The organism is Sporomusa sp. GT1, assembly GCF_014634905.1.
Lineage (GTDB): Bacteria > Bacillota > Negativicutes > Sporomusales > Sporomusaceae > Sporomusa > Sporomusa sphaeroides.
This window is the reverse complement of record NZ_BMBX01000004.1, coordinates 17,537-42,362: the sequence shown is the minus strand read 5'-3', so window position 1 is coordinate 42,362 and position 24,826 is coordinate 17,537. Positions and strand designations below refer to the sequence as shown.

25 protein-coding genes are annotated in these 24,826 nt (G+C 45.0%); 15 read left to right on the top strand and 10 right to left on the bottom strand.

Features of this window, described 5'->3' with window-relative positions:
• Positions 1-17: 17 nt before the first annotated feature.
• From GT1_RS07675 to prfH, 6 genes are all read left to right on the top strand, one after another.
• The gene (locus GT1_RS07675) at positions 18-1,319 is read left to right on the top strand and encodes an MFS transporter (RefSeq protein WP_223226112.1); all 1,302 of its coding nucleotides are present in this window, start codon (positions 18-20) and stop codon (positions 1,317-1,319) included.
• A gap of 60 nt (positions 1,320-1,379) precedes the next feature.
• The gene (locus GT1_RS07670) at positions 1,380-2,570 is read left to right on the top strand and encodes a mandelate racemase/muconate lactonizing enzyme family protein (protein WP_188398214.1); all 1,191 of its coding nucleotides are present in this window, start codon (positions 1,380-1,382) and stop codon (positions 2,568-2,570) included.
• Between the two features lie 281 nt (positions 2,571-2,851).
• The gene (locus tag GT1_RS07665; RefSeq protein ID WP_188398213.1) at positions 2,852-3,877 is read left to right on the top strand and encodes a 2-hydroxyacid dehydrogenase; all 1,026 of its coding nucleotides are present in this window, start codon (positions 2,852-2,854) and stop codon (positions 3,875-3,877) included.
• 106 nt (positions 3,878-3,983) lie between these two features.
• Positions 3,984-5,219, top strand: coding sequence for an OFA family MFS transporter (locus GT1_RS07660; protein ID WP_188398212.1), 1,236 nt, complete (start codon positions 3,984-3,986; stop codon positions 5,217-5,219).
• A gap of 504 nt (positions 5,220-5,723) precedes the next feature.
• The gene (locus GT1_RS07655; RefSeq protein WP_188398211.1) at positions 5,724-6,791 is read left to right on the top strand and encodes an RNA ligase RtcB family protein; all 1,068 of its coding nucleotides are present in this window, start codon (positions 5,724-5,726) and stop codon (positions 6,789-6,791) included.
• Positions 6,788-7,396 (top strand): peptide chain release factor H, encoded by a 609-nt coding sequence (gene prfH, locus GT1_RS07650; protein ID WP_198930926.1) that lies wholly within the window; start codon positions 6,788-6,790, stop codon positions 7,394-7,396. Before GT1_RS07655 ends, prfH begins: the two co-directional genes overlap by 4 nt.
• A gap of 148 nt (positions 7,397-7,544) precedes the next feature.
• Here prfH and GT1_RS07645 read toward each other — a convergent pair whose 3' ends face one another.
• Together GT1_RS07645 and GT1_RS07640 are read right to left on the bottom strand one after the other, a co-directional pair.
• Positions 7,545-8,549, bottom strand: coding sequence for a WYL domain-containing protein (locus GT1_RS07645; protein WP_188398210.1), 1,005 nt, complete (start codon positions 8,547-8,549; stop codon positions 7,545-7,547).
• Between the two features lie 14 nt (positions 8,550-8,563).
• Positions 8,564-9,814 (bottom strand): WYL domain-containing protein, encoded by a 1,251-nt coding sequence (locus GT1_RS07640; RefSeq protein WP_188398209.1) that lies wholly within the window; start codon positions 9,812-9,814, stop codon positions 8,564-8,566.
• Between the two features lie 135 nt (positions 9,815-9,949).
• Here GT1_RS07640 and GT1_RS07635 point away from each other — a divergent pair, with 135 nt between their 5' ends.
• Entirely contained in the window at positions 9,950-11,185 is a 1,236-nt protein-coding gene (locus GT1_RS07635) for an RtcB family protein (protein WP_188398208.1), read from the top strand.
• Here the strand turns inward: GT1_RS07635 and GT1_RS07630 are convergent.
• Entirely contained in the window at positions 11,182-11,691 is a 510-nt protein-coding gene (locus GT1_RS07630; RefSeq protein ID WP_188398207.1) for a metallophosphoesterase family protein, read from the bottom strand. The two genes, GT1_RS07635 and GT1_RS07630, sit on opposite strands and share 4 nt — an antisense overlap.
• Positions 11,692-12,137: 446 nt before the next feature.
• Between GT1_RS07630 and GT1_RS07625 the strand changes: the two genes are divergently transcribed.
• The 5 genes from GT1_RS07625 to GT1_RS07605 all read left to right on the top strand — a co-directional run bounded on the left by GT1_RS07625 (position 12,138) and on the right by GT1_RS07605 (position 16,613).
• On the top strand, positions 12,138-12,866 hold the full coding sequence (locus tag GT1_RS07625) for a Crp/Fnr family transcriptional regulator (RefSeq protein WP_223226110.1): 729 nt from the start codon (positions 12,138-12,140) through the stop codon (positions 12,864-12,866).
• A 115-nt stretch (positions 12,867-12,981) separates the two neighbouring features.
• Positions 12,982-14,004, top strand: a complete 1,023-nt coding sequence (gene asrA / locus GT1_RS07620; protein WP_188398206.1) for an anaerobic sulfite reductase subunit AsrA — start codon at positions 12,982-12,984, stop codon at positions 14,002-14,004.
• Positions 13,991-14,785: an anaerobic sulfite reductase subunit AsrB gene (asrB, locus tag GT1_RS07615; RefSeq protein ID WP_188398205.1), complete on the top strand. Its 795-nt coding sequence runs from the start codon at positions 13,991-13,993 to the stop codon at positions 14,783-14,785. Before asrA ends, asrB begins: the two co-directional genes overlap by 14 nt.
• 15 nt (positions 14,786-14,800) lie before the next feature.
• Positions 14,801-15,763, top strand: a complete 963-nt coding sequence (asrC, locus tag GT1_RS07610) for a sulfite reductase subunit C (RefSeq protein ID WP_188398204.1) — start codon at positions 14,801-14,803, stop codon at positions 15,761-15,763.
• Between the two features lie 184 nt (positions 15,764-15,947).
• Complete coding sequence (locus tag GT1_RS07605; RefSeq protein ID WP_188398203.1) at positions 15,948-16,613, top strand: YkgJ family cysteine cluster protein; 666 nt, start codon at positions 15,948-15,950, stop codon at positions 16,611-16,613.
• A gap of 108 nt (positions 16,614-16,721) precedes the next feature.
• Here the strand turns inward: GT1_RS07605 and GT1_RS07600 are convergent, their stop codons facing one another.
• The 6 genes from GT1_RS07600 to GT1_RS07575 all read right to left on the bottom strand — a co-directional run bounded on the left by GT1_RS07600 (position 16,722) and on the right by GT1_RS07575 (position 22,786).
• Positions 16,722-17,666 carry a tripartite tricarboxylate transporter substrate binding protein gene (locus GT1_RS07600; protein WP_188398354.1) on the bottom strand — a complete coding sequence of 315 codons (945 nt, stop codon included), beginning with the start codon at positions 17,664-17,666 and terminating at the stop codon, positions 16,722-16,724.
• 237 nt (positions 17,667-17,903) lie between these two features.
• Positions 17,904-18,848, bottom strand: coding sequence for a tripartite tricarboxylate transporter substrate binding protein (locus GT1_RS07595; protein ID WP_188398353.1), 945 nt, complete (start codon positions 18,846-18,848; stop codon positions 17,904-17,906).
• A gap of 90 nt (positions 18,849-18,938) precedes the next feature.
• Positions 18,939-20,438, bottom strand: coding sequence for a tripartite tricarboxylate transporter permease (locus tag GT1_RS07590; protein WP_188398202.1), 1,500 nt, complete (start codon positions 20,436-20,438; stop codon positions 18,939-18,941).
• Between the two features lie 15 nt (positions 20,439-20,453).
• Positions 20,454-20,873 (bottom strand): tripartite tricarboxylate transporter TctB family protein, encoded by a 420-nt coding sequence (locus tag GT1_RS07585; protein WP_188398201.1) that lies wholly within the window; start codon positions 20,871-20,873, stop codon positions 20,454-20,456.
• A gap of 21 nt (positions 20,874-20,894) precedes the next feature.
• Complete coding sequence (locus GT1_RS07580) at positions 20,895-22,187, bottom strand: ATP-binding protein (RefSeq protein ID WP_188398200.1); 1,293 nt, start codon at positions 22,185-22,187, stop codon at positions 20,895-20,897.
• 302 nt (positions 22,188-22,489) lie between these two features.
• On the bottom strand, positions 22,490-22,786 hold the full coding sequence (locus GT1_RS07575) for an SH3 domain-containing protein (protein WP_188398199.1): 297 nt from the start codon (positions 22,784-22,786) through the stop codon (positions 22,490-22,492).
• A 177-nt stretch (positions 22,787-22,963) separates the two neighbouring features.
• Here GT1_RS07575 and GT1_RS07570 point away from each other — a divergent pair, with 177 nt between their 5' ends.
• From GT1_RS07570 to GT1_RS07560, 3 genes are read left to right on the top strand one after another with little or no spacing between them, the layout of a single operon-like run.
• The gene (locus tag GT1_RS07570) at positions 22,964-23,254 is read left to right on the top strand and encodes a hypothetical protein (protein ID WP_075756085.1); all 291 of its coding nucleotides are present in this window, start codon (positions 22,964-22,966) and stop codon (positions 23,252-23,254) included.
• A 50-nt stretch (positions 23,255-23,304) separates the two neighbouring features.
• Positions 23,305-23,883 carry an ECF transporter S component gene (locus GT1_RS07565; RefSeq protein ID WP_223226109.1) on the top strand — a complete coding sequence of 193 codons (579 nt, stop codon included), beginning with the start codon at positions 23,305-23,307 and terminating at the stop codon, positions 23,881-23,883.
• Between the two features lie 18 nt (positions 23,884-23,901).
• Positions 23,902-24,138 carry a DUF1653 domain-containing protein gene (locus GT1_RS07560; protein WP_188398198.1) on the top strand — a complete coding sequence of 79 codons (237 nt, stop codon included), beginning with the start codon at positions 23,902-23,904 and terminating at the stop codon, positions 24,136-24,138.
• A 52-nt stretch (positions 24,139-24,190) separates the two neighbouring features.
• Here GT1_RS07560 and GT1_RS07555 read toward each other — a convergent pair whose 3' ends face one another.
• Positions 24,191-24,748: a guanylate kinase gene (locus GT1_RS07555; RefSeq protein WP_188398197.1), complete on the bottom strand. Its 558-nt coding sequence runs from the start codon at positions 24,746-24,748 to the stop codon at positions 24,191-24,193.
• Positions 24,749-24,826: the final 78 nt, after the last annotated feature.

The following is a 24,826-nucleotide window of genomic DNA, read 5'->3' as shown; positions in this document are numbered from 1 at the left end:
AGGGGGGCAGTTTGCTGATGTTAGAAAAAGTAGAAATGAATGCACCGAAGCAAGAAACTGAAATAAAGCCGACAAAACAGCGTTTTTTTATAGTAGGGATGCTTTTTATCGGTATCATGGTAGCCTATTTGGATCGGGTTAATGTATCTATCTTAGGTGCCAATGACGAGTTTTTGACATACATGGGAATTCAGGGAGAGCCAATTCAAATCGGCATGATGATGTCTATGTTTTTGGCGGCCTATGGAATCGCAAATGTAACACTCAGTCCGCTTGGAGACTATTTGGGACCCCGCAAGGCAATGTCTTTGTGTATTGTCATATGGACAATATCGCTTTTTATCGGAGGATTTGCAACTAGTTTCTCTATCTTTATTATCGCCCGGATAATACTAGGAGTTGGAGAAGGTTGGTATTATCCAATGCAGAGCGTGTTTATAAAAAACTGGATTCCGCCACAGGAGCGCGGCCGGGCCAACGCGGTATGGGTTATCGGTCAATCGCTGGCTCCGGCGATAGCCATGCCTTTGTTTGCTTATGTTGTTGGGCATTATGGCTGGCGTGACAGTTTTTATTTGTGCATAGTGCTCGGCTTAATTCCTCTATATTTGTTCTGGTTTCACTCTACTGACAAGCCCAGTACACATAAGAAGGTTAATGCGGCAGAGTTAAAACATATCGAAGACGGGTTAGCCAAAGAAGTTAAAAACTCCCAGCTTGGGGAAAAACAGTCGTTCTGGGAAAAAGTAAAGCCATTTTCAACAAATTATAAATATTGGTTGTTGGTTTGCTGGTATATGAGTTTGCAGTTTATGTACTGGGGGCTTGTCTCCTGGTTGCCGGCCTATTTAAAAACAGCCAAAGGGTTTACCTGGGCGGAAATGGGCTGGATGGCGTCTATGCCGTTTGTGTTCGCTGTGGTGGCGAAAGCGGCAGCCGGTTGGATAAATGACAAAATCGGCAGAAGCGGTCCGTTACTTTTGGCAGCTATGCTCTTAGGCTCCCTGTCAATTTATGGTGCAGCCACCATCAGTGGGAAATATCCCGCAGCTATCTTGTTAACTTGCGCATTTGGCTTTATTACGATGGCGACATCAGCAGCCTGGACGTTGCTGCAGGGACTGGTTCCTGCCAATTCCCTGTCTACCGCTGGAGGAACGATGAACGGTATTTCCACAGGGTTATCGGCTTTGTCACCGGTTATTATCGGGTCTGTTATAGCTATCACGGGGAGTTATGACAGTGGAATAATCAGTTTGGTGATTGTAGGCCTTTTCGCGGCAACTGCGGCAGGTATTTTGACGGCAAAGAAATGCTAACTTGCGTAATCACCTCACGAGTTGGTGTGTAAATATTATTGATTATAGGGGGATATGAAAATGAAAATTACCAGTGTAGACATTATTGATGTGGCAAATGATTTCCGTTCTGCAACAAGCAAGTGGAGACCGGTAGTAGTTCGGATTAATACGGATGAGGGTATCAGTGGTTTTGGTGAAGTGGGACTAGCCTATGGTGTGGGTGCTTCGGCGGGTTTCGGCATGGCAAAGGATCTCGCTCAAATTCTTATTGGCATGGATCCTATGAAAAATGAGGCCATCTGGGACAAGATGCAGAAAAAGACTTTCTGGGGCCAAGGCGGCGGAACTGTCTTCACTGCAGGAATGAGCGGCATTGATATAGCGCTATGGGATATAAAAGGAAAAGCGCTTAATGTACCGGTTTATCAACTCTTAGGCGGCAAAACCCGCGACAAAATCAGGACCTACGCCAGTCAACTCCAGTTTGGCTGGGGTGAGGGAGCTGATAAAGCCATGCTTGTCGAGCCGGAGCAATATGCAGAAGCGGCGCGTATTGCCGTGGCCGAAGGCTATGACGCAATAAAAGTAGATACAATTGCAATGGATGAACAAGGCAATTGGAATCAAAGAAATCTCAATGGAGTTCTTCCCGATAAAGTATTACGGTTAGGCTATAATCGGTTAAAAGCGATGAGAGAGGCAATTGGACCTGATGTGGATATTATCGCGGAAATGCACGCATTCACCGATACTACAGCCGCGATACAGTTCGGGAGAATGATCGAAGAATTAGGGATTTATTATTATGAAGAGCCTGTATCGCCATTAAATCCGAAACAAATGAAAAAGGTTGCTGAAAGTGTCAATATTCCTATCGCCTCCGGCGAAAGAATATATACGCGGTGGGGCTACAGGCCGTTCCTCGAAGACGGTTCACTTGATGTCATTCAGCCGGATATTTGTACCTGCGGCGGGATAACAGATGTAAAGAAGATTTGCGATATGGCTCATGTGTATGATGTAACTGTACAGATACACGTCTGCGGCGGCCCAATTTCGACTGCGGCAGCACTGCATATGGAAGCCGCGATTCCTAACTTTATCATCCACGAACTGCATAGATACGCGCTTCTCGAACCTAATACAAAGACTTGCAAATATAACTACCTGCCCAAAGGCGGTTTCTATGAGGTGCCGGAATTACCGGGACTCGGCCAGGAACTGACTGATGAAGCAATCAAAATATCAGATAAAGTCACTGTAAAGTAAGAGCATTGCTGCAATGATAGTGTCAAAGGACAAATACCAAGGGTGTTTGTCCTTTGACAGTTAAACTCTGTTTCAAATATATTAGGAGCTGCTTTCGGGGCTTCAGCGTGGTAGCTGAAGAAATCCGTAAATTGGCTGCTAACACTCATATAGCCGGAACTACACAGGAGTTGCGGACAATGGCGCATATGCTGGATGAGAAAGCCGATGTATTCTAAATTTCGATATTCCAATAAGGCCCACGGCTGGTCTGCATATTAAGTAAAATAGGGGGGAACACCATGGCAATAATAGTAATGCTATATCCGAAGTCAAGGCTTGAAGCTGCGAAAATTGAGCTTCCCGCAGACATGACCTTCCGGTTCCTGGAATCGTACTCACATGAAGCGATTATCGAGGCGTGCCGGGGCGCAGACTGTTTACTTTTACCGGCGATGGTGGCATCACTTCCAGAAGCCGTGTTAAATCAATTGAGTGATATTAAGCTAATTCAATGTCCTGGAGCCGGATTCGATCATATTGATTTAGAGGCCACTGCCCGTATAGGAATTCCAGTTGCCAATGCTCCAGGACAAAACCTCGCCTCGGTGGCAGAATTCACTATTGGACTTATTATTGCTTTACAGCGGCAAATAATCGTTAGTGATCACAACATCAAATCAGGGAACTATCAAGTGTTTCGCGAGCAATTACTTAACCAGGGCATCACGGAAATCGGTGGAAGCCGAGTGGGGCTTATTGGTCTTGGGGCTATTGGCTATCAAACGGCAAGGCTGCTTCATATGTTAAATGCATCAGTAAGCTATTATGCAAAAAGTAGAAAAAGCCCGGAAGTAGAGGAGTCGCTTCACATAGAATATCGATCCTTTGAGGAGCTGCTGGCTGCAAGTGATGTAGTGAGTATCCATGTACCGCTTACCGCAGAGACCCGGGAAATGCTTGGTCGTCGTGAGCTTGGGTTAATGAAACACGGTTCTTTGCTTATCAACACTGCGCGCGGTGAAATCATTAACCAGGCAGACTTGGCGGAATCCTTAGAAAATGGGCATCTTGGCGGTGCCGCTATAGATACTCTTTATCCAGAACCTCCTAAAGCCGATCATCCGCTGTTAAATCTTTCGTTAGCAGCAAAGAACCGCCTGCTGTTAACTCCCCATGTCGCAGGTGTGACAGTGGGGGCATTCAGAAGGATGATGAGTGTGGCATTTGAGAATATGAAGTGCGCTGCGCAAGGCAAATCAATTAATCATGTAGTGAATGGTATTAACCGGCTCGGAGGTCACAGGACGAGTAGCGAAGGGCTTTAAAAAATGACAGAATAAACGTTGGACAGGATAATGTTAAACATTGTCTCTTTTATGTGGTTACGTATCCGGCGAATATATATAAATTATTATTGAAGGGGCGTTTTTTATGTCCGTAAAATCTCCTAACCGTTGGCTAATTCTTTTATCTGGTGTTTTAATTAATATGTGCGTAGGCGCATCCTATGCCTGGAGTGTATATCAAAAGCCGCTCATCGACATGTTTAAATGGTCCACCAATGAAGTTTCCCTGGCGTTTACTCTTTCATTCGGCCTTGTGCCGCTGGCGATGATTATCGCGGGGAAATTTCAAGATCAGCAAGGGCCTAAGCGGGTCATCTTTTGGGGTGGAGTTATTTATAGCTCCGGTATCATCGGCGCCGGTTTTACTACCAGTCTCAGCTTTTTATATATGACTTACGGAGTGCTTTGCGGGTTGGGGATCGGTACAATCTATACCTGTACAGTAGCCAATACGGTAAAATTTTTTCCCGACAAACGAGGTTTGGCTTCCGGACTTGTAGTAGCAGGTTTTGCCTCAGGAGCAGTTATCCTGGCTCCCTTGTCTTCAACTCTAATTGAGGCATATGGTGTTTTGAACACCTTCAAGCTGCTGGGTTGTGCCTATTTACTGATAATCTCGGTTTGTACGTTACTTGTAGAAACAGCACCGCCAGACTACAGACCCGCGGGATGGAATCCCCCGGCGCCGTCAACCGCTGCAATAGTTGGCACCGATAAAAACTGGCGTGAAATGCTGGTAGATCCTACTTTTTATATCCTATGGGGCATGTATACGATTGGCTGTGTTTCCGGTCTGATGGTTATCGGGCATGCATCGCCGATTGCTCAGGAAGTCATCAAACTCGATTCTCAGACTGCGGCTATGGCTGTCAGTTTCCTGGCATTGGCCAACACGGCCGGCCGGATATTGTGGGGATGGGTTTCTGATAAGATTGGTCGTTATAACGCAGTGATGATTATGTTCATCCTTGCAGGAGCCATGATGTTTGCTATGACAAAAGTATCGACATTGTTACCGTTTATGGCTGTTCTGATGACAGTTGGTCTTTGTTACGGCGGCGTTATGGGAGTATTTCCCTCGATCACGGCTGATATGTTCGGCTCTAAAAACCTAGGCGTGAATTATGGAATCATCTTTACTGCTTTTGGAGCGGCCGCTGTTATCGGCCCGCGTTTAGCCAGTCATTTTAAAGAACTTAACAGCGGTGATTACAACCAGGCTTTCTTGATCTCTGCTGGACTTAGCATTATTGGTATTTTGCTTACCTGTATTGCGCAATACAAGAAGAAAAAGTCTGTTACAGTCGAGGAAGCTTTCTAGCAATATCCCATCTGGACAGTTGTAAGAAGTGAAAAGCCTAAAACTCCTTGAAAATAGGGATTCTAGGCTTTTCGATATTTTTAAAAAAGTGAGTAATATTTGAACGAGCGCTGTTTCACTCTTTAAAAGCGATTAATATTAATTTTGACGCTGCTAAATAAAAGGGTGGGATTCTAATTAAGTAAAATGGATAAAAGAAAAAGCTAACTTTGCCATTAAACTAAAAAATAGATTTACTTGACAAATGTATCCAGCATGATATAGTAATATTGATACAGATATTAGGCTAAAGGGGTGTTTGTTTATGTTTGCAATTTTTATTTTTGAGGTGCACAGAATTTAATAGCTTGTTTTTGAGACAACCAAACGCCTAATATTTTTATTGACGGCACGATAGGTTATCGTGTTTTTTTGTTGCCTTTTTTAGGGTAACTATAGGGTCGCAGCTTGGTTGCTGCGGCTTTTTTATGCCTTTTTGCAAATTGAATTATGAAGGGGAATTGCATGAGCAATATAACAATAATCACAAGTGAAAAGAATTGGATAGAGGATACCGCGATAAATCAACTAAAGGGGTTGGCAGCTTTACCCGGTGCAGTGCATACTGTAGGCTTGCCGGATTTGCATGCGGGAAAATCGCCTGTTGGAGCTGTAGTGGTAACCAAGGGAGTTATCTATCCGCACATTATCGGTGGCGATATTGGCTGCGGGATGGGGCTGTATTCTACTGGGGTTGAGTGCAGAAGGTTTAAGCTTGAGCGCTGGGTGACAAAGCTTAATAATATACGGGAACTAGCCGATATTCAGACCGTTAATCCATATGAGGAACCAAGCCCGATCTACGACCTGGGAACCATTGGCGGCGGCAACCATTTTGCAGAATTTCAGGTTGTCGAAAAGGTTTATGACCAGGAAACCTGTGCAGCGCTGGAACTTGACGAAAGACAGGTAATGCTGCTGCTGCACAGTGGGTCGCGCAGTTACGGGCAACGTATATTGAATGAGTATAAGGATTGCCATGGACTGGCGGCAGAGAGTGAACCTATGCAGCGCTATCTGGCAAACCATGATCAGGCATTGCTGTGGGCCGCGAGAAACCGGGAAATTGTTGTGAACAAGCTGCTCGGTTACTTGGGGTATATGTCGCAATTCCAAAAGTTAATCGATTGCCAACACAACTTTATTGAACAAAAAGGAGATGTCTATATTCACCGGAAAGGTGCTGTGTCTGCCGAGATGGGACCGGTCATTATTCCCGGGTCGCGAGGTTCGCTTACTTATGTTGTAAAACCTACCGATAACACGGAAGTGTCCGCCTTCTCTTTATCTCATGGAGCTGGACGAAAATGGGCCAGGAGTTTGTGTAAATCCCGAATTCGCAATAAGTATGACCGGGATACCATTCGCCAAACAAAATTAAAGAGCAGGGTGGTTTGTCATGACACCGAACTATTGTTTCAAGAAGTACCTGAAGCCTATAAAAATATTGATACTGTGATTGCCAGCTTGCTGCAATTCGGGCTAATCCATGTTGTTGCAACCCTGCGGCCGGTATTGACCTATAAGGGGTGATCGATATATTGATTCAAATAAGTTCTGGAAAAGGACCTTTAGAATGTGAATTGGCAGTGGGAAAATTTCTGAAGGCATTGCAAACGGAATTCGCTGACCTGGAAATAGTAAGTCAGGTACAAGGCAGTTATATTGATTGCTTCAAATCAGTAGTTATCAAAACACCAGCAAGGGTGGGAGGGATTGTTGGCACAATCAAATGGATTGTTCAGAGTCCGTTCAGACCAAAACACAAGCGCAAAAACTGGTTCATTGGGGTAAGTGAAATTCAGGAAAACCAAAAGCAGGTTTTTGATGCAGAACTTGTCCGTTTTGAAACATTCAGAAGCGGGGGCAAGGGCGGACAACATGTTAATAAGGTTGAGACAGCGGTGCGGGCCATACACATTCCTACCGGTGTTAGTGTTGTATCTACACAGGGACGCGATCAGCATACCAATAAAAAGCTGGCGCTAATCCGGCTGAACGAAATTATCATGGAGCAAAATATCGCACAAGAACTGTTGCTGAAGCAAACAATGTGGATTCAGCACGAATTACTGGAGCGGGGAAAACCGATCAGAGTCTATGAAGGGATGGAATTTAAACTGCGTAAAGCCGATTAATAAAGGTTGCAGGATTGAGTTAGAACAACAGTTAAAGTAGGGCTTGCTCTCAACAAAAGCCACTATTGCCGGCAGGCAATAGTGGCTTTGAATTTGACGAATAGGCAGAGGTAGGGCAGTATAAGTACTATTTGCTTATATGACCATCTCACCGAGGGGACACTCTGTTAGCAGTTTCTGCAAATAGCCGTTTTTGGTTTACTATGCGCTCAATAATTTGTTTTCTAAAATCTGCTGGACCTAATACGCGAATAACCGGCCCAAAGGAAAGCAGCGTAATTAATAACTCCATTTCATCAACTTCATAGTAATAAATTCTCATATGACAGGTTTTGGTTTGTTCGTCATATTCTGAAATACGTTCAAAATTGGATAGCTGGGTAAAAATGCGCTCAAAGCCGTTGCGTTCGTTTGTAATCTCGATTTCAACCGGCTGGGGCATACGCAGGCTTTGAATATAGCCGGCCAGGTCTGTGGGGGCATTCCAATCCATTACCGTTGCCGAAGTAATGCGGGCAAGATTTAATTTGTAGAGGCTTTTTAATTTCTTTTGGCGCATTCTAACGCCAATCAGCCTGAATTTATCGTCTTTCATCGAATACTCAAGTTTGTAAGGGGCGACATAAGCTGAAAGACGGTTGCCTTTACCGCTTTCGTAGGTAATCAGCAATATTTTGGAGGCTTGTATGGCAGTAAGAATCGTCGCGAAGATATACTTGTATTCGTTGTTGTCATAGGCATCACCATCATTAGCCATATCAACAGGCAGCAGGCAGTCTGGACAGTAGAGCGGTTCAACATCGGCAAGCAGGGAACTGTATAAATCATATTGGTTCCCGTTGGTAAAAAGCTTAAACCGCTTATCTGCCAGTATGGTTTTTAGCCAGCGCTTTTGTAATGTTGTCAGCATAGGCGGCGGAAGGTTTTGGGGGACAGGCTGAGAATAACCGGAAGGCCCATTGATTAGCAACCGGTAATTATTCTGGCCGGTATTGAGCAAGGCCGGAGTGAGGTTTAGGGAAGTTTCGGAAAAACCAAGCTCTGAAACAATGGCGGCGATATCGCGGGTTGTAAGGCGATGGCTGGAGGCTGCTTGCAAGACTTGGCTGATGATGTAGTAGTATCTGCTATGAATTTCGCTAAAAAGCTCCATCTGGTTTTCCCTCTCTAGTCTTCATACATGTGTGTCATGCACTTGATGTCCTCATGAAACTGCTTCATTATCCGCTGGTTAGAGCCGGTTAGGGAGATGATTCGTCCGATAAATGTTCGCAGCCAGGGTACCATTTCCTGCGTATCAGAGACTTCAATGCGGTAGACGAAGCGATTGTCAGCAAGTTTTTCGACTGTGCCGTGTTTGCCTTCCCGTTTCAGCCGTGTAAGAACATACGCTTCGGACTCTTCATCAATAGCCAGCACCATTTCCAGTTGTTCGATATGATTTTTTCTGCCAAGATAGACGCCCCAGGTTCGGAGAAGCCTGGCTTCCAGTTCAGACAAGTGTTTGGTAAAAACACTACTTTGCTCCAGTACTTTGACTTTTTTAAGATAATCCAGACGGTAGGAGAAAAAGTTGTGCGTCCGGTTGTTATAGGCAAGTAGATATCGCCGTCCATGTTTTACATTGATTGCGATTTTTAGCGGTAAGATTGTCTGGCGGAAGGGATTTTTTGACCGGTTGCTGCAGGTCTCAAACTGGATGCTTCTTTGCTCTTGGATGGCTGACAATATTTTCAGCAATACTTCGTCGTCAAGGGTATGGGAAGCAAAAAGATGCCTAAAGGAAAAGATTCCGGGATTCTGGCCGGTATCACGGCGGATGAAATAACCCAGAACGCCTGCCGGTGTAATATTTTCAAAAAAATGTATAGGGACGGCGAGTTCGTTTATTATCTCAGGCAAGGCTTTATCCAGTTGACTGTCACTAATAAAGTAATGGAGAGTTTTGCCGTTTTTGTGTTTTTGGAATAAGCCGGCTGTGACATATTCATTAAGCTTATTGCGGATGGTCATGGTATCCGGCATTTCGTAATCGGCAAAACACGACAGGTAATGATCGTAGAGGAGATCGGCAGCCGTCTGGGCAGTTGAACCGGGATGGTTATTAAGTATATCAAAAAGACAAAAATGCAGCAGGCAGTCATTGGCGGTAAAAGACTTTGTTTCCCATACGGAAAACAGCGGATTCTGGGAGAGGTCGCCGGTATCGGTACTGATAAACAGATTTTTCCCGCGAGCGCTGGTTTCCCATTGAATATATCCGGCAAGATAGCTTTCAATTCTTCGCCGTTCATTATCATAACTCCGGCTGCTTTTGTGCGTGTAGTCATTACGGCATTTATAGCCGTATACTAAAAAATCCCGGGCATAGTCTCTGATTTTATCAAAGTTTTTAATGAGTTCTGTAAATGCGGCCATTGTATCACCCTACTATATAATCGTTGGGTTTACCATTTTGAAATAGCATTCTCGGTGAAATGTTAAAAGCTCGCAAACTTTTTTTAATGATAGCTGAAGCTTAATTTGGTAAATTATACACGAGGAGATGATAGTATGTATGTTATTTATGACCAGGAAAAGAATCAACATCCAATAAAGGTTTGGCTGCAGGAAAAGGACAGCTTGGAAGAGGGTTGCCTCCAACAAGCCACAAACCTGTCTAATCTGCCATTTATACATAAATGGGTTGCACTTATGCCAGATACCCATATGGGGAACGGAATGCCTATCGGCGGGGTTATTGCCGCTGATGGCGTAGTGATTCCCAATGCGGTCGGGGTGGATATCGGTTGTGGGATGGCTTATATTCAAACCAATATTGAGGCTGATTTGCTTAGAAACACAAGTACAGCAAGCGGATCGCTCCTGCAGGTCCTGATCGGTGACATCATGCGGAATATTCCCGTGGGCTTCGCCCATCATAAACAGCGGCAGGCATCGGCTGTCATTGATGAGGCTATGGCCAATAAAGAGCACTATGCATTTGCCGAAAAACTCCTGCCGGAAATAGAGGCTGGATATTACCAAGCCGGAACGCTTGGCGGCGGGAATCATTTTATTGAGTTGCAGGAAGATGAAAACGGCCTGACCGGTATTATGCTGCATTCGGGCAGCAGGCATCTTGGATACCAAATCTGCCGCTTTTTCCATGAGGTAGCCCAAAAGAACAACAAAAAATGGTTTGCCGCAGTACCTGCTGAATATCAACTGGCCTTTTTGCCTGTTGACAGCAAAGCGGGGCAGGCTTATATCAACTGGATGCAACTGGCGCTCACCTTTGCCAAAGAAAATCGCGACCATATGATGGACGCGATAACAGGTCTGTTGGATAAATGGACAAACCGCTTGCTCGGTTGCCGGCCAGAGTATTCGAATTACATTAACTGTCACCATAACTATGCCGACCTGGAGCACCATTATGGGAAAAATGTCTGGGTACACCGTAAAGGAGCTATTCGTGCGAGAAAAGGCGATATTGGCATTATTCCCGGTGCTATGGGCTCCTATAGCTATCTTGTTGAAGGAAAAGGCAATGCGGAAAGTTTTTATTCCTGTTCTCATGGGGCGGGACGGCTTATGTCGCGGACTAAAGCCAAAGGAACATTTGCGGTTGAAGCCGTTATGAACGATTTAAAAAGCTGCGGTGTGGTCCTGGGCAAGAATAACAAGAGTGATGTAGCTGAGGAATCCAGATTTGCCTACAAAGATATTGATGCTGTTATTGAAAATGAGCTTGACCTCATAACACCTATAAAGAAACTGCGCACCATTGGTGTGGTCAAGGGTTAAGACATTAACGCTTGTATATTATCGAATAGTACCAATTTGGCTTCAATTGAGGCAGCATTAAGGTTTAACAGAATGAAGGTATACCATTTTTGGGTTCGCTTGCTGGTTGGGGAGCCGGGATTAAGCATCAAAACTTTATTTTTGGTCGTAATAGACGGCTGGTGGCTGTGACCGAAAACAATGATGTTGACATTGTCGTTCTCAAAGGCGGCGTAAGCCCGGTCAAGTGTAGATTTTCCTTTTCCATGGCCATGAAAGATACCTAACCGGTAAGAACCCAGCGTAAGTAATTCCTTCTCTTTAAGCGTATTCTGAATCCCGGCCGTATCGCAGTTGCCCCATACGCCGTGAAATCCAGGGATCTTTCTTAATGTATCGACAACGGCGTCATTTATGTAATCACCGGCATGGATGATCAGGTCCACTCCACCGAGCTTGTCTAACAATGTTTTAAGCGTATCAGTTTCTTTATTCAGATGGGTATCGGCTAAAATCACGATTTTCATGGTAAAACCGCCTTTCATTTACCATAGTGTATTCCAAATGTATGCCTGATATAAACCATTGGTAAAAGTGGCAATAGCCCTCGCCCTGCCGGGTTAGTTCCGGACGGTTATTTGCAATATTTTCCGGCATAAAAACAAATCCTTCCTCATATATTAAAATATTCTTTGTTTTTTAAAGGAGGGGGATTAATTATGTTTTGGGATATTGCTTATGGATTAATTTCTGTTGGTACCATTACCTTATGTTCTTTGGGGTATGCTTTTAATTGGCTACCATAAAGCGGATTAGCTGTTGCCGGATGGTGGAGATATGTGGATAATGTGAATGCAGAGTTTTAGTATGTTATCAATGGGAGCATAATTTTGCCTGTAGGCAGAAGGATGCTCCTGTTTTAGATAGTAAAGAAAATACTGAAACCATGCAGGATTTTTGCAGTTTATGAGAAATGTACTCCAATAGCGGAACAATAAAGATACTGGTGATGATGATGAATATAAGTGAGGCAGTGGCGCTGGTGGAGGCCTTTCAGCAGGCAACTCCCCAGTCTGTCAGAGTATTGTCTGCCTGTGGCACAGTGCGCCGCCTGGTTAAAGGGGAACATTTATTTTTTGATAAAGAACCGGTAGAGATGATTTATATTGTTATCAGCGGCCTTGTTACCCTCTATACGGTTGACACGCAGGGGGAGAAAAAGGTCATCTTTATTTTAGATAAAGGCAAACTGATTAACGAGGTGGTTTTGCAAGGAATTCCTGCCTCCATCAATTGTGAAGCATTTGAAGAGGCCCAGATTCTTTGCTTTGGCAGGCAGGATTTCCTGCGTGTCATGGAACGGGATTTTTCACTGACCAAAAGTGTGTTAGCTTCTCTGGCCATGAAAGTTCGGCGCCTTTACCGGCAAATGAAGAATACTCCCAACTCTGTGCGCGGCGATAAACGCATTGCCGCCAAACTGTGGAAGCTGTCCAGAGATTACGGTGTTCCCGGTCAGGGAGGAACTACGATTAACATCGATGTAAGTATTACCTATCTTGCGGAGATGCTGGGATCACGGCGTGAAACTGTATCACGCCAACTGAAAATTTTGGTCAGGCAAGGATTGATTCGGATTAATGATGGTCAAATAACGATAGTAGACCGTGATAAACTTTCAGAATATTTTAAGCTGCCGTGATTTTAGTCACGGCAGCCTTTTTTTGCCCACGCTACAATTAACTTGTTAAAAAATACACAAGGAACGTAAGTATCATTATTCCATACTACATCAATTAAAAGAAAGAGGTGTAAACATGGGCTACTGCTTAGAACAAACGGGCTTCAATCAGATATTGCAGGAGTGGTCTAAAGACTATTTTATCTATGCTCCTAAGCGTTTCAAAGATGGAGGTGGTTTCTCAGATACTGACCGTATTCGTTACGGGGAAATTCATACAGTGGAAGAAATCGTTTTTGATTTAAAATCAGAATTTTCCTTTAAAGAAGTGCTGTTGCCTCTGTCGCAGACTTTGTTTTTCTTTACCGAAGAGGTTGTCAAAGAAGCAGACCCTCCTAAAAAAGGGGCAGTAATTTTTTTGCGCAGTTGTGATTTGCATGCAGTAAAACGGCTTGATGCGATCTATCTGGAAAACGGTTGTGAAGACTATTATTATAAGCGGCTGCGGGATAAAGTAAAGTTTGTTCTGCTTGGCTGTCAGTATTCCTTTGAAAACTGTTTCTGTGTTGATATGGGAACAAATCGAACAGATGCGTATGACGCTTATCTTGAAATTATAAATGGCAAGGTATATGTGGATAATCATAATGAAGCATGGGAGGCCCTATTGGCTGCTCGCAGCGCAGCAACACCGGCTGTAGTTCCCGCCTGTGTAACCCGGAATGAAACCAGTGTCCATATTCCGGAGGGGATTACGCTGGAGGTAATGCGTGCAACTATGTGGGATGAGTATGACAGCCGCTGTATTAACTGCGGCCGCTGCAATTTTGTTTGTCCCACCTGCACCTGTTTTAGTATGCAGGATATATTTTACACCGATAACGGCAAGGCGGGAGAACGGCGCCGGGTGTGGGCCTCTTGTATGGTGGACGGCTTTACCGAGGTTGCGGGCGGCGGTTGTTACCGCCAAAAGAACGGACAACGCATGCGCTTTAAGGTGCTGCATAAAGTATATGATTACAAAAAACGCAATGGCTATCATATGTGTGTAGGCTGTGGCCGTTGTGACGACATCTGCCCGGAATATATATCGTTTTCGCATTCGATAAATAAACTGGCTGACGCTATCGAGGAGGTGGCTGCAAATGGCGGCAAATGAGTATCTTCCCTTCCGGTCCGAGATAAGGGATGTTATTAAGCACACGGAGATTGAATATACTTTTCGCCTTACGTATGAGGGCCAGGTAAAACCCGGACAGTTTTTTGAAGTTTCCATCCCGAAGTATGGGGAAGCCCCTATTTCTGTCAGCGGTATTGGCGACGGCACCGTGGATTTGACCATCCGCCGGGTGGGTAAGGTTACTAATGAGATTTTTGAGCATTATGTTGGCGACAAATTATTTATGCGCGGTCCCTATGGCAATGGTTTTGATATCGACAACTACAAGGGAAAAGAGCTGGTGGTCATTGCCGGCGGAACCGGCCTTTCCCCGGTAAAAGGGGTGGTGGATTATTTCTGCAGCCATATGGAAGAAACAACAGGTATGACGCTGGTGGCAGGATTTAAGACGCCAAAGGATATTTTATTTATAGAAGAGTTTGGTCACTGGCGGAAAAACCTGGATGTAATATTGACGGTAGACTGTGCACAAGACGATACTGCCTGCCAGATTGGTCTGGTTACACAGTATATTCCGGAGCTGAAGCTGAAACATGTTGATCAGGCGGTGGCCATTGTGGTTGGGCCGCCAATGATGATGAAGTTCGCTGCCCAGGGGCTTTTGCAGCGTGGCTTTCACAAGGAAAATATCTGGATTTCCCACGAACGGAAAATGTGCTGCGGTATTGGGAAATGCGGGCATTGTAAAATTGATGACACCTATGTTTGTTTGGAAGGGCCTGTATTTAACTATGTAAAGGGTGCTCAACTGCTTGATTAGAAGGGAGGGGTTCTAATGGATGTAAATACCAAAATGCTGAAGAAGAATGCGTTTCGTGTGACTAAACACAGAGGCTTGACAGCTTCACGGATTCGTGTTCCCGGTGGCTATCTGGAGGCAAAATATTTAGCGGTTATCCAAAATATTGCTGAAACCTATGGTAACGGTATTGTCAATATTACCACCCGGCAGGGCTTTGAGCTTCCGGGGATTAAATTTGCAGATATGTCTAAGGTTAATGAATTGCTCCAGCCTGTTATCGCAGGCTTGGACATTAATCAGGAGCTTCCGGGGAAAGGCTATACCGCCTCCGGTACAAGAAATGTTACGGCTTGTGTGGGGAATAATGTATGCCCTTATGCCTGTTATAACACCTCTGCTTTGGCGAAACGGCTTGAAAAAGCAATCTTCCCCAACGACCTGCATGTTAAGGTAGCATTGACGGGTTGTCCGAATGATTGCGCCAAAGTAAGAATGCATGATTTTGGGATTATGGGTATGACCCTGCCCCAGTATGACTCAGACCGCTGTGTTAGCTGCGGGGCTTGTGTGAAGGCTTGTACCAGGAAGTCGGTCAGTGCTCTGGAGACGGTAAATTTTAAAGTTGTGCGTGATACCGGGAATTGTATCGGTTGCGGGGAATGTGTGCTGAATTGCCCGACAGGGGCATGGACCCGCAGCCGGGAGAAATACTTCCGGTTAACCATTTTTGGCAGAACAGGCAAGAAAAATCCTCGTCTGGGCGAAGATTTCATCAAATGGGCCGATGAAGAGAGTATTACGAAAATCATTTGCAATACCTATGACTATGTGAAAAAGTACATTGACCCGTCTGCGCCCGGCGGCAAGGAGCATATTGGCTACATTGTGGATAGAACCGGTTTTGAGGAATTTAAAAAATGGGCATTACGAGAGGTTCAGCTTCCCGCAAGAGCCGAAGTATGCACCCCGGTTTACTGGAAAGGTGTTACCTATTGAGACCTGTTTATCAGTATTTTTGCTGACTGGCAGGAGAATTAGCCTAATAAGAAGAATGTAGAGCCATGATTCATGTGCACATGAATCATGGCTCTTTATCTTGACAGAAAGTGTACTTTCTCCGCCGTTGCCAAAGGCTCGCACAAGCCATGTATTGTACCTAATAAGATATAATATTGAGAGGATGGTCAAACTGAAACTATTCTTTAACCAAGCCGGCGAAGTCGATATTACCGGATTAAACCATACATCTACGGTGCAGGACTTTTTTGAGGCTGTCGATGAGTTTCTAACAGAGAATCCATTGCCCTGTGATGCCTGTAAAGAGCATTGCTGTAAAGGCAGATTCAAAATCAATATGGACAGTATCAGTGCTAAGAAAATATCCAAAGGTAAGCTTGAGCGGATTATTCCCAAACTGTTTGTTGATGTGGGCGAAAATAAACTGGAAATATTTATGGTTGCCGGACACAAAAAATGCCGCCATCTGGACGGCTTGGGAAGATGCCTTATTTATAAAGAACGGACGGCAAGCTGCCGGACGTATATCTGTATTCCGCAAAGCGCATGTTACCGGATTCTGGATGCAGCGATTGTTGCGGAAATGCATCATGCTATGCGGGCAGAATATCTTAATGCGGTGATAAAAGACCCGGCGACCCCGCCGGCGGCTATTGAGCCGGCAAAAGAGTTGTGTCAGGAAATAATAAACACCAGTATCGCTTACGGCTGCAGCAATTATAGTGAAATCTTAATTAAGGATTGCGTAAGGTCCGATTTTGCCCATTCCAACGTATCGCCGGCAGAGGTCTGCTTGTTTAATGAGCTCATCAGCAGAGAGGACCTGTAACAGTATGCTATATTCTCCCGGGAGGGATAGGGTTACCGCAGCCCTGCGTGTCCGAAAAGAGTGTGCTGTTCCTTTATCAGGAACAGCACACTTCTTGCGTTAGTATGGCTATTTCTTTTGTGCTTTGATTATATCGGCTATACCGGTTTCTTTTATCACTTTCGTCAGTTTTTCATTATCAGTTATCCATCTGTCCTTGAATTCAGCCGGCCCTAAATATTCGACAACCATTCCCAGTTCCTGCATATTTTTATTAAACTCGGGGGCATTGATCATTTCTTTTAAACCAGCAGCCAGCTTAGCTTTTTCAGCAGCGGGAATGCCCTTGGGAGCTACCACGCCAATCCAAAAGTCAAACGCGACATTGACTCCCTGCTCTTTGAAGGTAGGCACATTCTCAAAGCCGGGGAGGGCTAGCCGCTGCTCTTCGGCAACCCCGAGTATCCTTATTGTGCCACTTTTTGCATGCTCTCTTAAAGCAGACGGAGTACCCAGGATAAAATGAACATGGTCTCCCAGCAAGGACGCAAGGGATTCTGAATCGCCTTTAAACGGAACCTGGACGATATTGATATTAGCTTCTTTGGCAAACAGCTCACCGGTGATATGCATTGCCGTACCCAAACCGGCATGGCCAAACTTGATTTTTCCGGGATTTGCTTTAGCGTAGCTGACCAAATCATTCAGATTCTGCCATGGCTTATCAGCCAGAACAGCCAGGACTGTGGGGGAGGATACAACTTTTACCACCGGTTCCAGTGCGGTGGGGTAGTGGTATCTGGTTTCGCCATAGAGCGGCTGCAATATTACGTTTACGCCAATTACACCGATTGTATAGCCGTCAGGCTTGGCGCCGGCCATCTCGTTCATGCCGATGGTGCCTGCGCCTCCAACCATATTAAGCACAACCAACGGTTGGCCCAGATGTTTCTGCGCAGACTTTTCCAGTGCCCGCGCCATTATATCCGCACTGCCGCCGGCCGCAAACGGGACAATTACATTGATTGGTTTAGCCGGGTATTTTTCCGGAGCGGTACTTTCCTTCGCCCCCATATTACAACCTCCCAGCAATAATGTCATACACAAAAAGATGGTAAGCAACGGCAAAACAATACGCTTATTCTGCATTTAGCAACCTCCTTTTATATTGGTGCACCTGCTTTTTCCTCAAGAAGCTGTTTGCCGCATGAAAAACCAGCAAAGCAATCTCCACCCCAAAAAGACTGGTATTTGAGATAAATCCCCGGACTAACGGCACCTGTTCGCAACCTGCCTGTTTCGTTAGTACGGCTATTTCTTTTGTGCTTTGATTACATCGGCTATACCGGTTTCTTTTGTCACTTTCGTCAGTTTTTCATTGTCAGCTATCCATCTGTCCTTGAATTCAGCCGGCCCTAAATATTCGACAACCATTCCCAGTTCCTGCATACTTTTACTAAACTCAGGGGCGTTGATCATTTCCTTCAAACCAGCAGCTAACTTAGCTTTTTCAGCCGCCGGAATACCCTTGGGAGCTACCACGCCAATCCAAAAGTCAAATGCGACATTGACTCCCTGTTCTTTGAAGGTAGGCACATTCTCAAAGCCGGAGAGGGTTAGCCGTTTTTCTTCGGCAGCCCCGAGTATCTTTATAGAGCCGCTTTTTACATGTTCTTTTAAGGCAGGCGGAGTACTCAGGATTAAATGAACATGGTCTCCCAGCAAGGACGCAAGGGCCTCAGAATCGCCCTTAAACGGAACCTGGACGATATTAATGTTAGCTTCTTTGCCAAACAGCTCACCGGTGAGATGCGTTGTCGTACCCAAACCGGCATGACCAAACTTGATTTTTCCGGGATTGGCTTTGGCATAGCTGACCAAATCATTGAGATTCTGCCATGGCTTATCAGAGCGAACAGCCAGGACTATCGGTGAGGACACAACCTTTACCAAAGGTTCCAGTGCGGTGGGGTAATGGTATCTGGTTTCGCCATAGAGCGGCTGCAATATGGCATTTATGCCAATTACCCCGATCGTATAGCCGTCAGCCTGGGCACCGGCCATTTCATTCATGCCGATGGTGGCTGCGCCTCCTGGCATATTAAGTACAACCAACGGTTGGCCCAGGTGTTGTTGCGCAGATTTTTCCAGTGTCCGCGCTATTATGTCCGCACTGCCGCCAGCCGCAAACGGAACAATTATGTTGATTGGTTTAACCGGATATTTTTCCGGAGCGGTACTTTCCTTTGCCCCCATGTTACAACCTCCCAGCATTAGTGTCATACACAGAAAAACGGTAAGTAACGATAAAACAATACGCTTATTCTCCACCCAACAACCTCCTTTTTATATTTGTGTGCTCTGCTTTTTCTTCAAGAAGCTGCTTACAATATGAAAAACCAGCAAAGCAATACCACACCAAAGAATGGTACCTGAGATTGGTCTTGAGAGGAAAAACCAGGGGTTGCCGTCGCCGATAATTAAGCCCTGTGCCAGCCCGGTTTCCAGGGTAGGCCCGAGGATAAGGCCCAGAGCTAACGGCGCCGGTTCATAACCCGTCTGTTTCATGGCAAAGCCAAGTATCCCAAAACCAGCCAGCAGCACCAGGTCGAAGATACTGTGATTAAGCGAATACGCCCCTGTTATGGTAATGATCAAGACGACCGGCATCAGAATATGTATGGGAGTTCGCAGCAGATAGGCAAATAACCCTACCAGCGGCAGATTTATAATCAGCAATAGCACATTGCCAATATACATACTGGCAATAAGACCCCAGAATAAATCCGGATGCTGTGTGACTAAAGTCGGACCGGGGATGACACCGTGGATCATGAACCCGCTTAACAGAATGGCGGAAATGGCAGAGAAGGGCAGACCTAAAGACAATAGCGGAATCATGGCGGCGGAAGCTGCGGCATTATTGGCGGATTCCGGACCGGCGACTCCTTCAATCGCCCCGTGGCCAAACTCCTCGGGGTGTTTACTTTTTTTTCTTTCAACAGCATAGGATACAAAGGTTGAAATCGTGGCAGACGGTCCTGGAATTAAACCCACTAAAAATCCAATAATTCCGCCACGGAAAATCGGCATAACCGAACGCCGGATTTCTTCTTTGTCCGGGTATAATTCCCGCACCCGGAATGATTGTACTTTTCGTTGATTTGTGGTTGTAACAAGTGTATCCAATATCTCGCCGATACCAAACAGTCCCATTACCACAATGGAAAATTCCAAACCGCGCTGTAATTCATCCACTGCAAATGTAAACCGATTGATACCGGTTAAACTGTCCAGTCCTACTGTGCCAAGCATAATGCCGACGGCGACCATCAGGCCTGATTTGAGCATGGAAGTACCTGTTAACTTCATCAGAATTAACAGGCCTACTGTCGCAATCGCAAAATATTCCGGCGGCCCAAAGGTTACAGCAAGCCTGGACATAACCGGCGCAAAAAAGGTCAGGCCGATAAGCCCGATGGTTCCGGCAATCAGCGAGCCGACAGCGGCAACCGCCAGGGCTGCGCCTGCCCGCCCCTTTTTTGCCATAGCATAGCCATCGATACAAGTAACCACCGAGGAGGCCTCGCCGGGAATATTCAGTAATATCGAAGTGGTCGAGCCGCCAAATAAAGAGCCATAAAAAATTCCTGCAAACATTATGAGCGAAGTAGTTGCATCCATGGTAAAGCTAAAAGGCAAAAGCAGCGCGATAGCTCCTATCGGCCCGATTCCGGGCAACACCCCTACCAGTGTTCCGATCAGAACACCTATTAGGCAGGCTAACAAATTGGCAGGTGAAGTACTGATAACAAAACCATGGATGAGCATGTCTACAATGTCCACTGTCGTCACTCCAGCTTATGGCAATTTAGAGCCTAAAAATTTTTCGAAAATGAAATAGAAACTTAACGCAATTCCTGCTGAAAATAATCCTGGAGCCAGCCAGCCCGGTGTTTCCGCCATTTTTAACAAATAGAACAGGATGATGAAGGTGGCTGCCAGGTAGCCGGCTAATTGCATAATAATGATGTAAGCTACTATACCGATGATAATAAAAATGAGTTTTCTCCAGTTGACATTTCCGGTTTTGCCGGTGGCTTTCACCGGCCATGACCGTATAACAATAGTTAAGGCTAAACAAATGGCGATACTGCCGGTTAAGAGCGGCAGAAATCCGGCTTTGGGCGCCATGAAGCTGCCGAAGGATAAATTGCCGGCATAATAGGTGTAGCCAATACTAATTGCTAAAAAGAAGACAGATAGTAGTCTTTCCGCCATTCTCCACCTCGCAGCGTACTTTTATATTGTAAAGGTAATGGTAAATTTGGTCCCCCTTTCCGGTTGGCTTTCTACCGACATTGTGCCATTGTGACGCTGAACCACGCGATAACAAATAGCAAGTCCCAGGCCAACACCATTTTCTTTGGTGGTGAAAAAGGGTGTTCCCAGTTTGTCGATGAGTTCAAGGGGAATGCCTGTTCCCTCATCAACAAAAGTGAGTAATACTTGAGAGTTATGACAGTAAGTGGTAATCGTCAGCGTTCCGCCCTGCGGCATTGCTTCAATGCCATTGCGGACAATGTTTAAGATGAGTTGGCGGATACTGCTTTTATCTAAGCGAATGGCCGGAAGATCCTGCAGCTGCCTGTTAATTTGGCAGTTATAACGCAAAGCATCGGCTTCAAGCAGCGGTGTCATTTCCTGGATAATGTCGTTTAGGTCACAGTACTGAAAATTCATAGCTTTGTTTTTGGCTAACGATAGAAATTCGGTAATGATACTGTTGGCACGGTCAAGCTCGGTAATCATTAACGTAAACTGAGGCTTATAGTTTTCCAAGGCTGGCTTATTTCCTAAATATTGCAGAAATCCCCTGACGGTTGTCATGGGGTTGCGGACTTCATGACCGATACTGGCGGCCATTTCGCCGATGATGTTTAACCTGTCAAGCCGGGCCATTTGTTCGGTTTGTTCGTTGATATACCGCAAAATAGGATTAAGTTCGGTAATTTTACTTTCAAAGTTTCGGCCGCGGCCATTTACCGTAGCTTCAGCAAATAAAATGAGTTCTTTTCTTAATTGAACGAAAATTTCCTGGAATAATATGATGACAATCAATAATGCCACCAGGCTGCCAAAAATTGACCGCTGGGATGTCTGCCACTCTTCTTCCATAACTTTGTCGATATTCATGCAGACAAAGACATAGCCGACAATTTGGCTGTCAATTTTGATTGGCTTAACAACATAGGATGCCGGCGCGCCATACCACAGCACGGATTGCTTTTGTTGTCCAAATTTTACTGTATCTGTGTGGAACATGTCGTTAAACAATTTGGATTCTGTATTCAAAAGCAGGGTTTTATCTAAGTCGGGGCCAATTGCCACAATTCGTTGCAATTGGCTGGAATACACCCCGAATTTTATGATATCCAGCGGTGTAAAGGTGTTGTCCAAAATAGGCTGAACCTTATTATTGACAGCAAGTATTTGATTTTCCGGAGACTGGATTTCGGCAGTTGGCTTGTCCCCGTAATCCACCAACAATTTGGCAGGAACAACGCTTTCCAGATGATGGGCAAAACACTCCATATGCCGGTTATATATACCCTTTTTTTCCTGAAAAGATATCCAATGATTGTATATTATAAAAAACAGCATAAATACTGAAATAATACCTATAGCCTTGATGTTTAACCTGGTAGTCAGATTAGATAACTCCATGATATCCTCAATCTTTCGCTATAGTTTTGTTTTTGTTTTTTTATATAGTTGTCAATTACTGCTATATTCTGCTTTAAAAAACAAAATCCTTCATTTTTTGTATAAATATGGCAGGGGGATTGTCTGCTAAACTATTTTCAAATACATGGCAGAAGATGCGGGAAGCTCTATCAAAAATAAGAAGGCTGCCGGTGATCTTTTGGGCTGAGGAAGTGAATCATAATCCAGCCGCGACTGCCTTTATGTTCCACTTCCCAAAATTGGCCATCCGGTGATTTTTCATAGACTTTAACAATATCGCCCAATTTCAGTACTTTAACAACGGCAGCGGCAGCGGTTGGTTCGGATAATAACTTTACCTTATCGGTGTTAGTCACTGCAGTGAAGATAGCCTGCGCCGGCAGCATAGCGCAGGTAATCAGTACAAATAGGAACAGTACCCCGGCCAGAACCCGTAATTTTTTCATTGGTTATTCCTCCCGTCAGATAGTTTTAGGATGGTTATTCAACAAGTTATTGCGTAAGTCCTATGGCGCCGTATAATTTTGGCAAAATTTTAACGTGTTATCCAACCATCAGCAGGTAGGGTTTTCCGGTTGGATTCGCGAATACATGCATAGATAGAGAATGCAGGAGGCGCCACTATGGATCTGATAGAAGATTACAAGTACTTGCTTGCAGTGCATTTGCGCGATATTAGCAAACGTTATGGGGTATTGTACTATGACGTGCTCAGGGGAAAAGTACCGGCCGAGGTGCAAGAGGTGTATGCCGAGGGGTTAGCGCGGGTATTCGAGTACATGACGCTCCGGCACGGCTTGGATTTGACAGATACAATGGCAATTCATGAAACCATTATTGAAATAGTGCTTACAGAATTTATTGATAAGTCATTAAGTATGACTACATTGGACAATACTCAGCTGCTGCACTAAATTACAGCCGCAGTGGCCTGAGAAGCACAGACAAGGAGGCACCAACTGATTTGCAGACCAAGATGGCCTATACAACACGCATCGCAGTTCTGGCCAGTGCTGCCGCGATTTTAATGGCAATGGAACTTCCGGTTATTTTTATGCCAGGTTTTTTGAAACTGGATTTTAGCGAAATTCCGGCAATTATTGGCGCTTTTGCGCTTGGCCCGCTGGCCGGCTGCTTGATTGTGTTTATTAAAAATCTGATTCATGTGAGCAACACCCAGACTGCCGGTATTGGTGAGATGGCCAATTTTTTTGTGGGCACATGTTTTGTTGTGCCGGCAGCTTTTGTTTATCAGTATAAAAAGAACCGGGCAGGAGCGATGTGGGCGCTGCTTGCCGGCACATTTTCCATGACGCTGATGGCAGCGGTCTTAAATTATTGGGTATTATTGCCTTTATACCAAAAAGTCCTGCATTTTCCGGCAGAGGCCATGATTGCTATGGGGAAAGCCGGCAATCCGTTTATTGTGGATATTAAGACATTTATTGTATTTGCCATAATACCGTTTAATCTGTTTAAAGGTATTGTTGTCTCCGCAATTACACTGCTGGTATATAAAAAATTATCTCCTATTTTGCACTAACAGTAAGAGGTGTATAGTATGAGCAAGTCTGGAACAACCAAAATAAGACCCGGGATTTACCGCCATTACAAAGGGGCAAAATACCAGGTAATCGGGGAGGCGAAGCATAGTGAAACGCTGGAACCGCTTGTTATCTACCGGGCGTTATATGGAGAGTTCGGGTTGTGGGTACGTCCCAAAACTATGTTCTGCGAGCAGGTCCGGCTGGACGGCAGGGATATCCCCCGCTTTGCCTTGGAACTAGAGATTGATTAATAAACACAAAAAGGATACCGCCAGAGAGGTTGGCGGTATCTTTTTGCTAACCTTATTCCATTTTAGGCGGCAGCGTTACTTTGCCGATAATAGCCAGTATCTGATGTACGGCAATGGTAAGTGAACCGGTATTTTTTACCACATAGGTGGCTGATTGCCAGTTGTTGAATTCTCCGGCACTGGTAGCATGCTCAATCCGACGGTTAATTAGGGCATGATCATCGCCGCGCTCTAACATGCGGCCAATGACTGTATCTAAATCTGCCATGATGAATATTGATTCCAGCCGGTTGCCGAGCAGCTTTTTCAGCTGAGTTAGTCCCTGAATGTCGACGTCAACTGTGCTTAGCGGATAGGTATTGACTTTTTCAAGTACCTCAGTTTTGCTCAAACCGTATAAGTTGCCTGAATACTCGACCCGTTCAATCAGCTCGGTTTTCTGGAAATCCTCTTTGGTAACAAAATAGTAATGAATACCGTCAATTTCCTCAATTCTTGGCTTTCTGGTGGTGTGGCTGACCATCTCAGGAATACCATATTGCGCAAGTTCTTTGAGAATGCTGGTTTTACCTGAAGCCGGGGGACCTATAAGTGCGTAGAGTTTGTTCATAAATCCTCCCTATCCTGAAGTTATTTGTTATTGCCGGTGGTTGGGAAAAAGCTTCTGAGAATATCTCAGAAGCTTTTT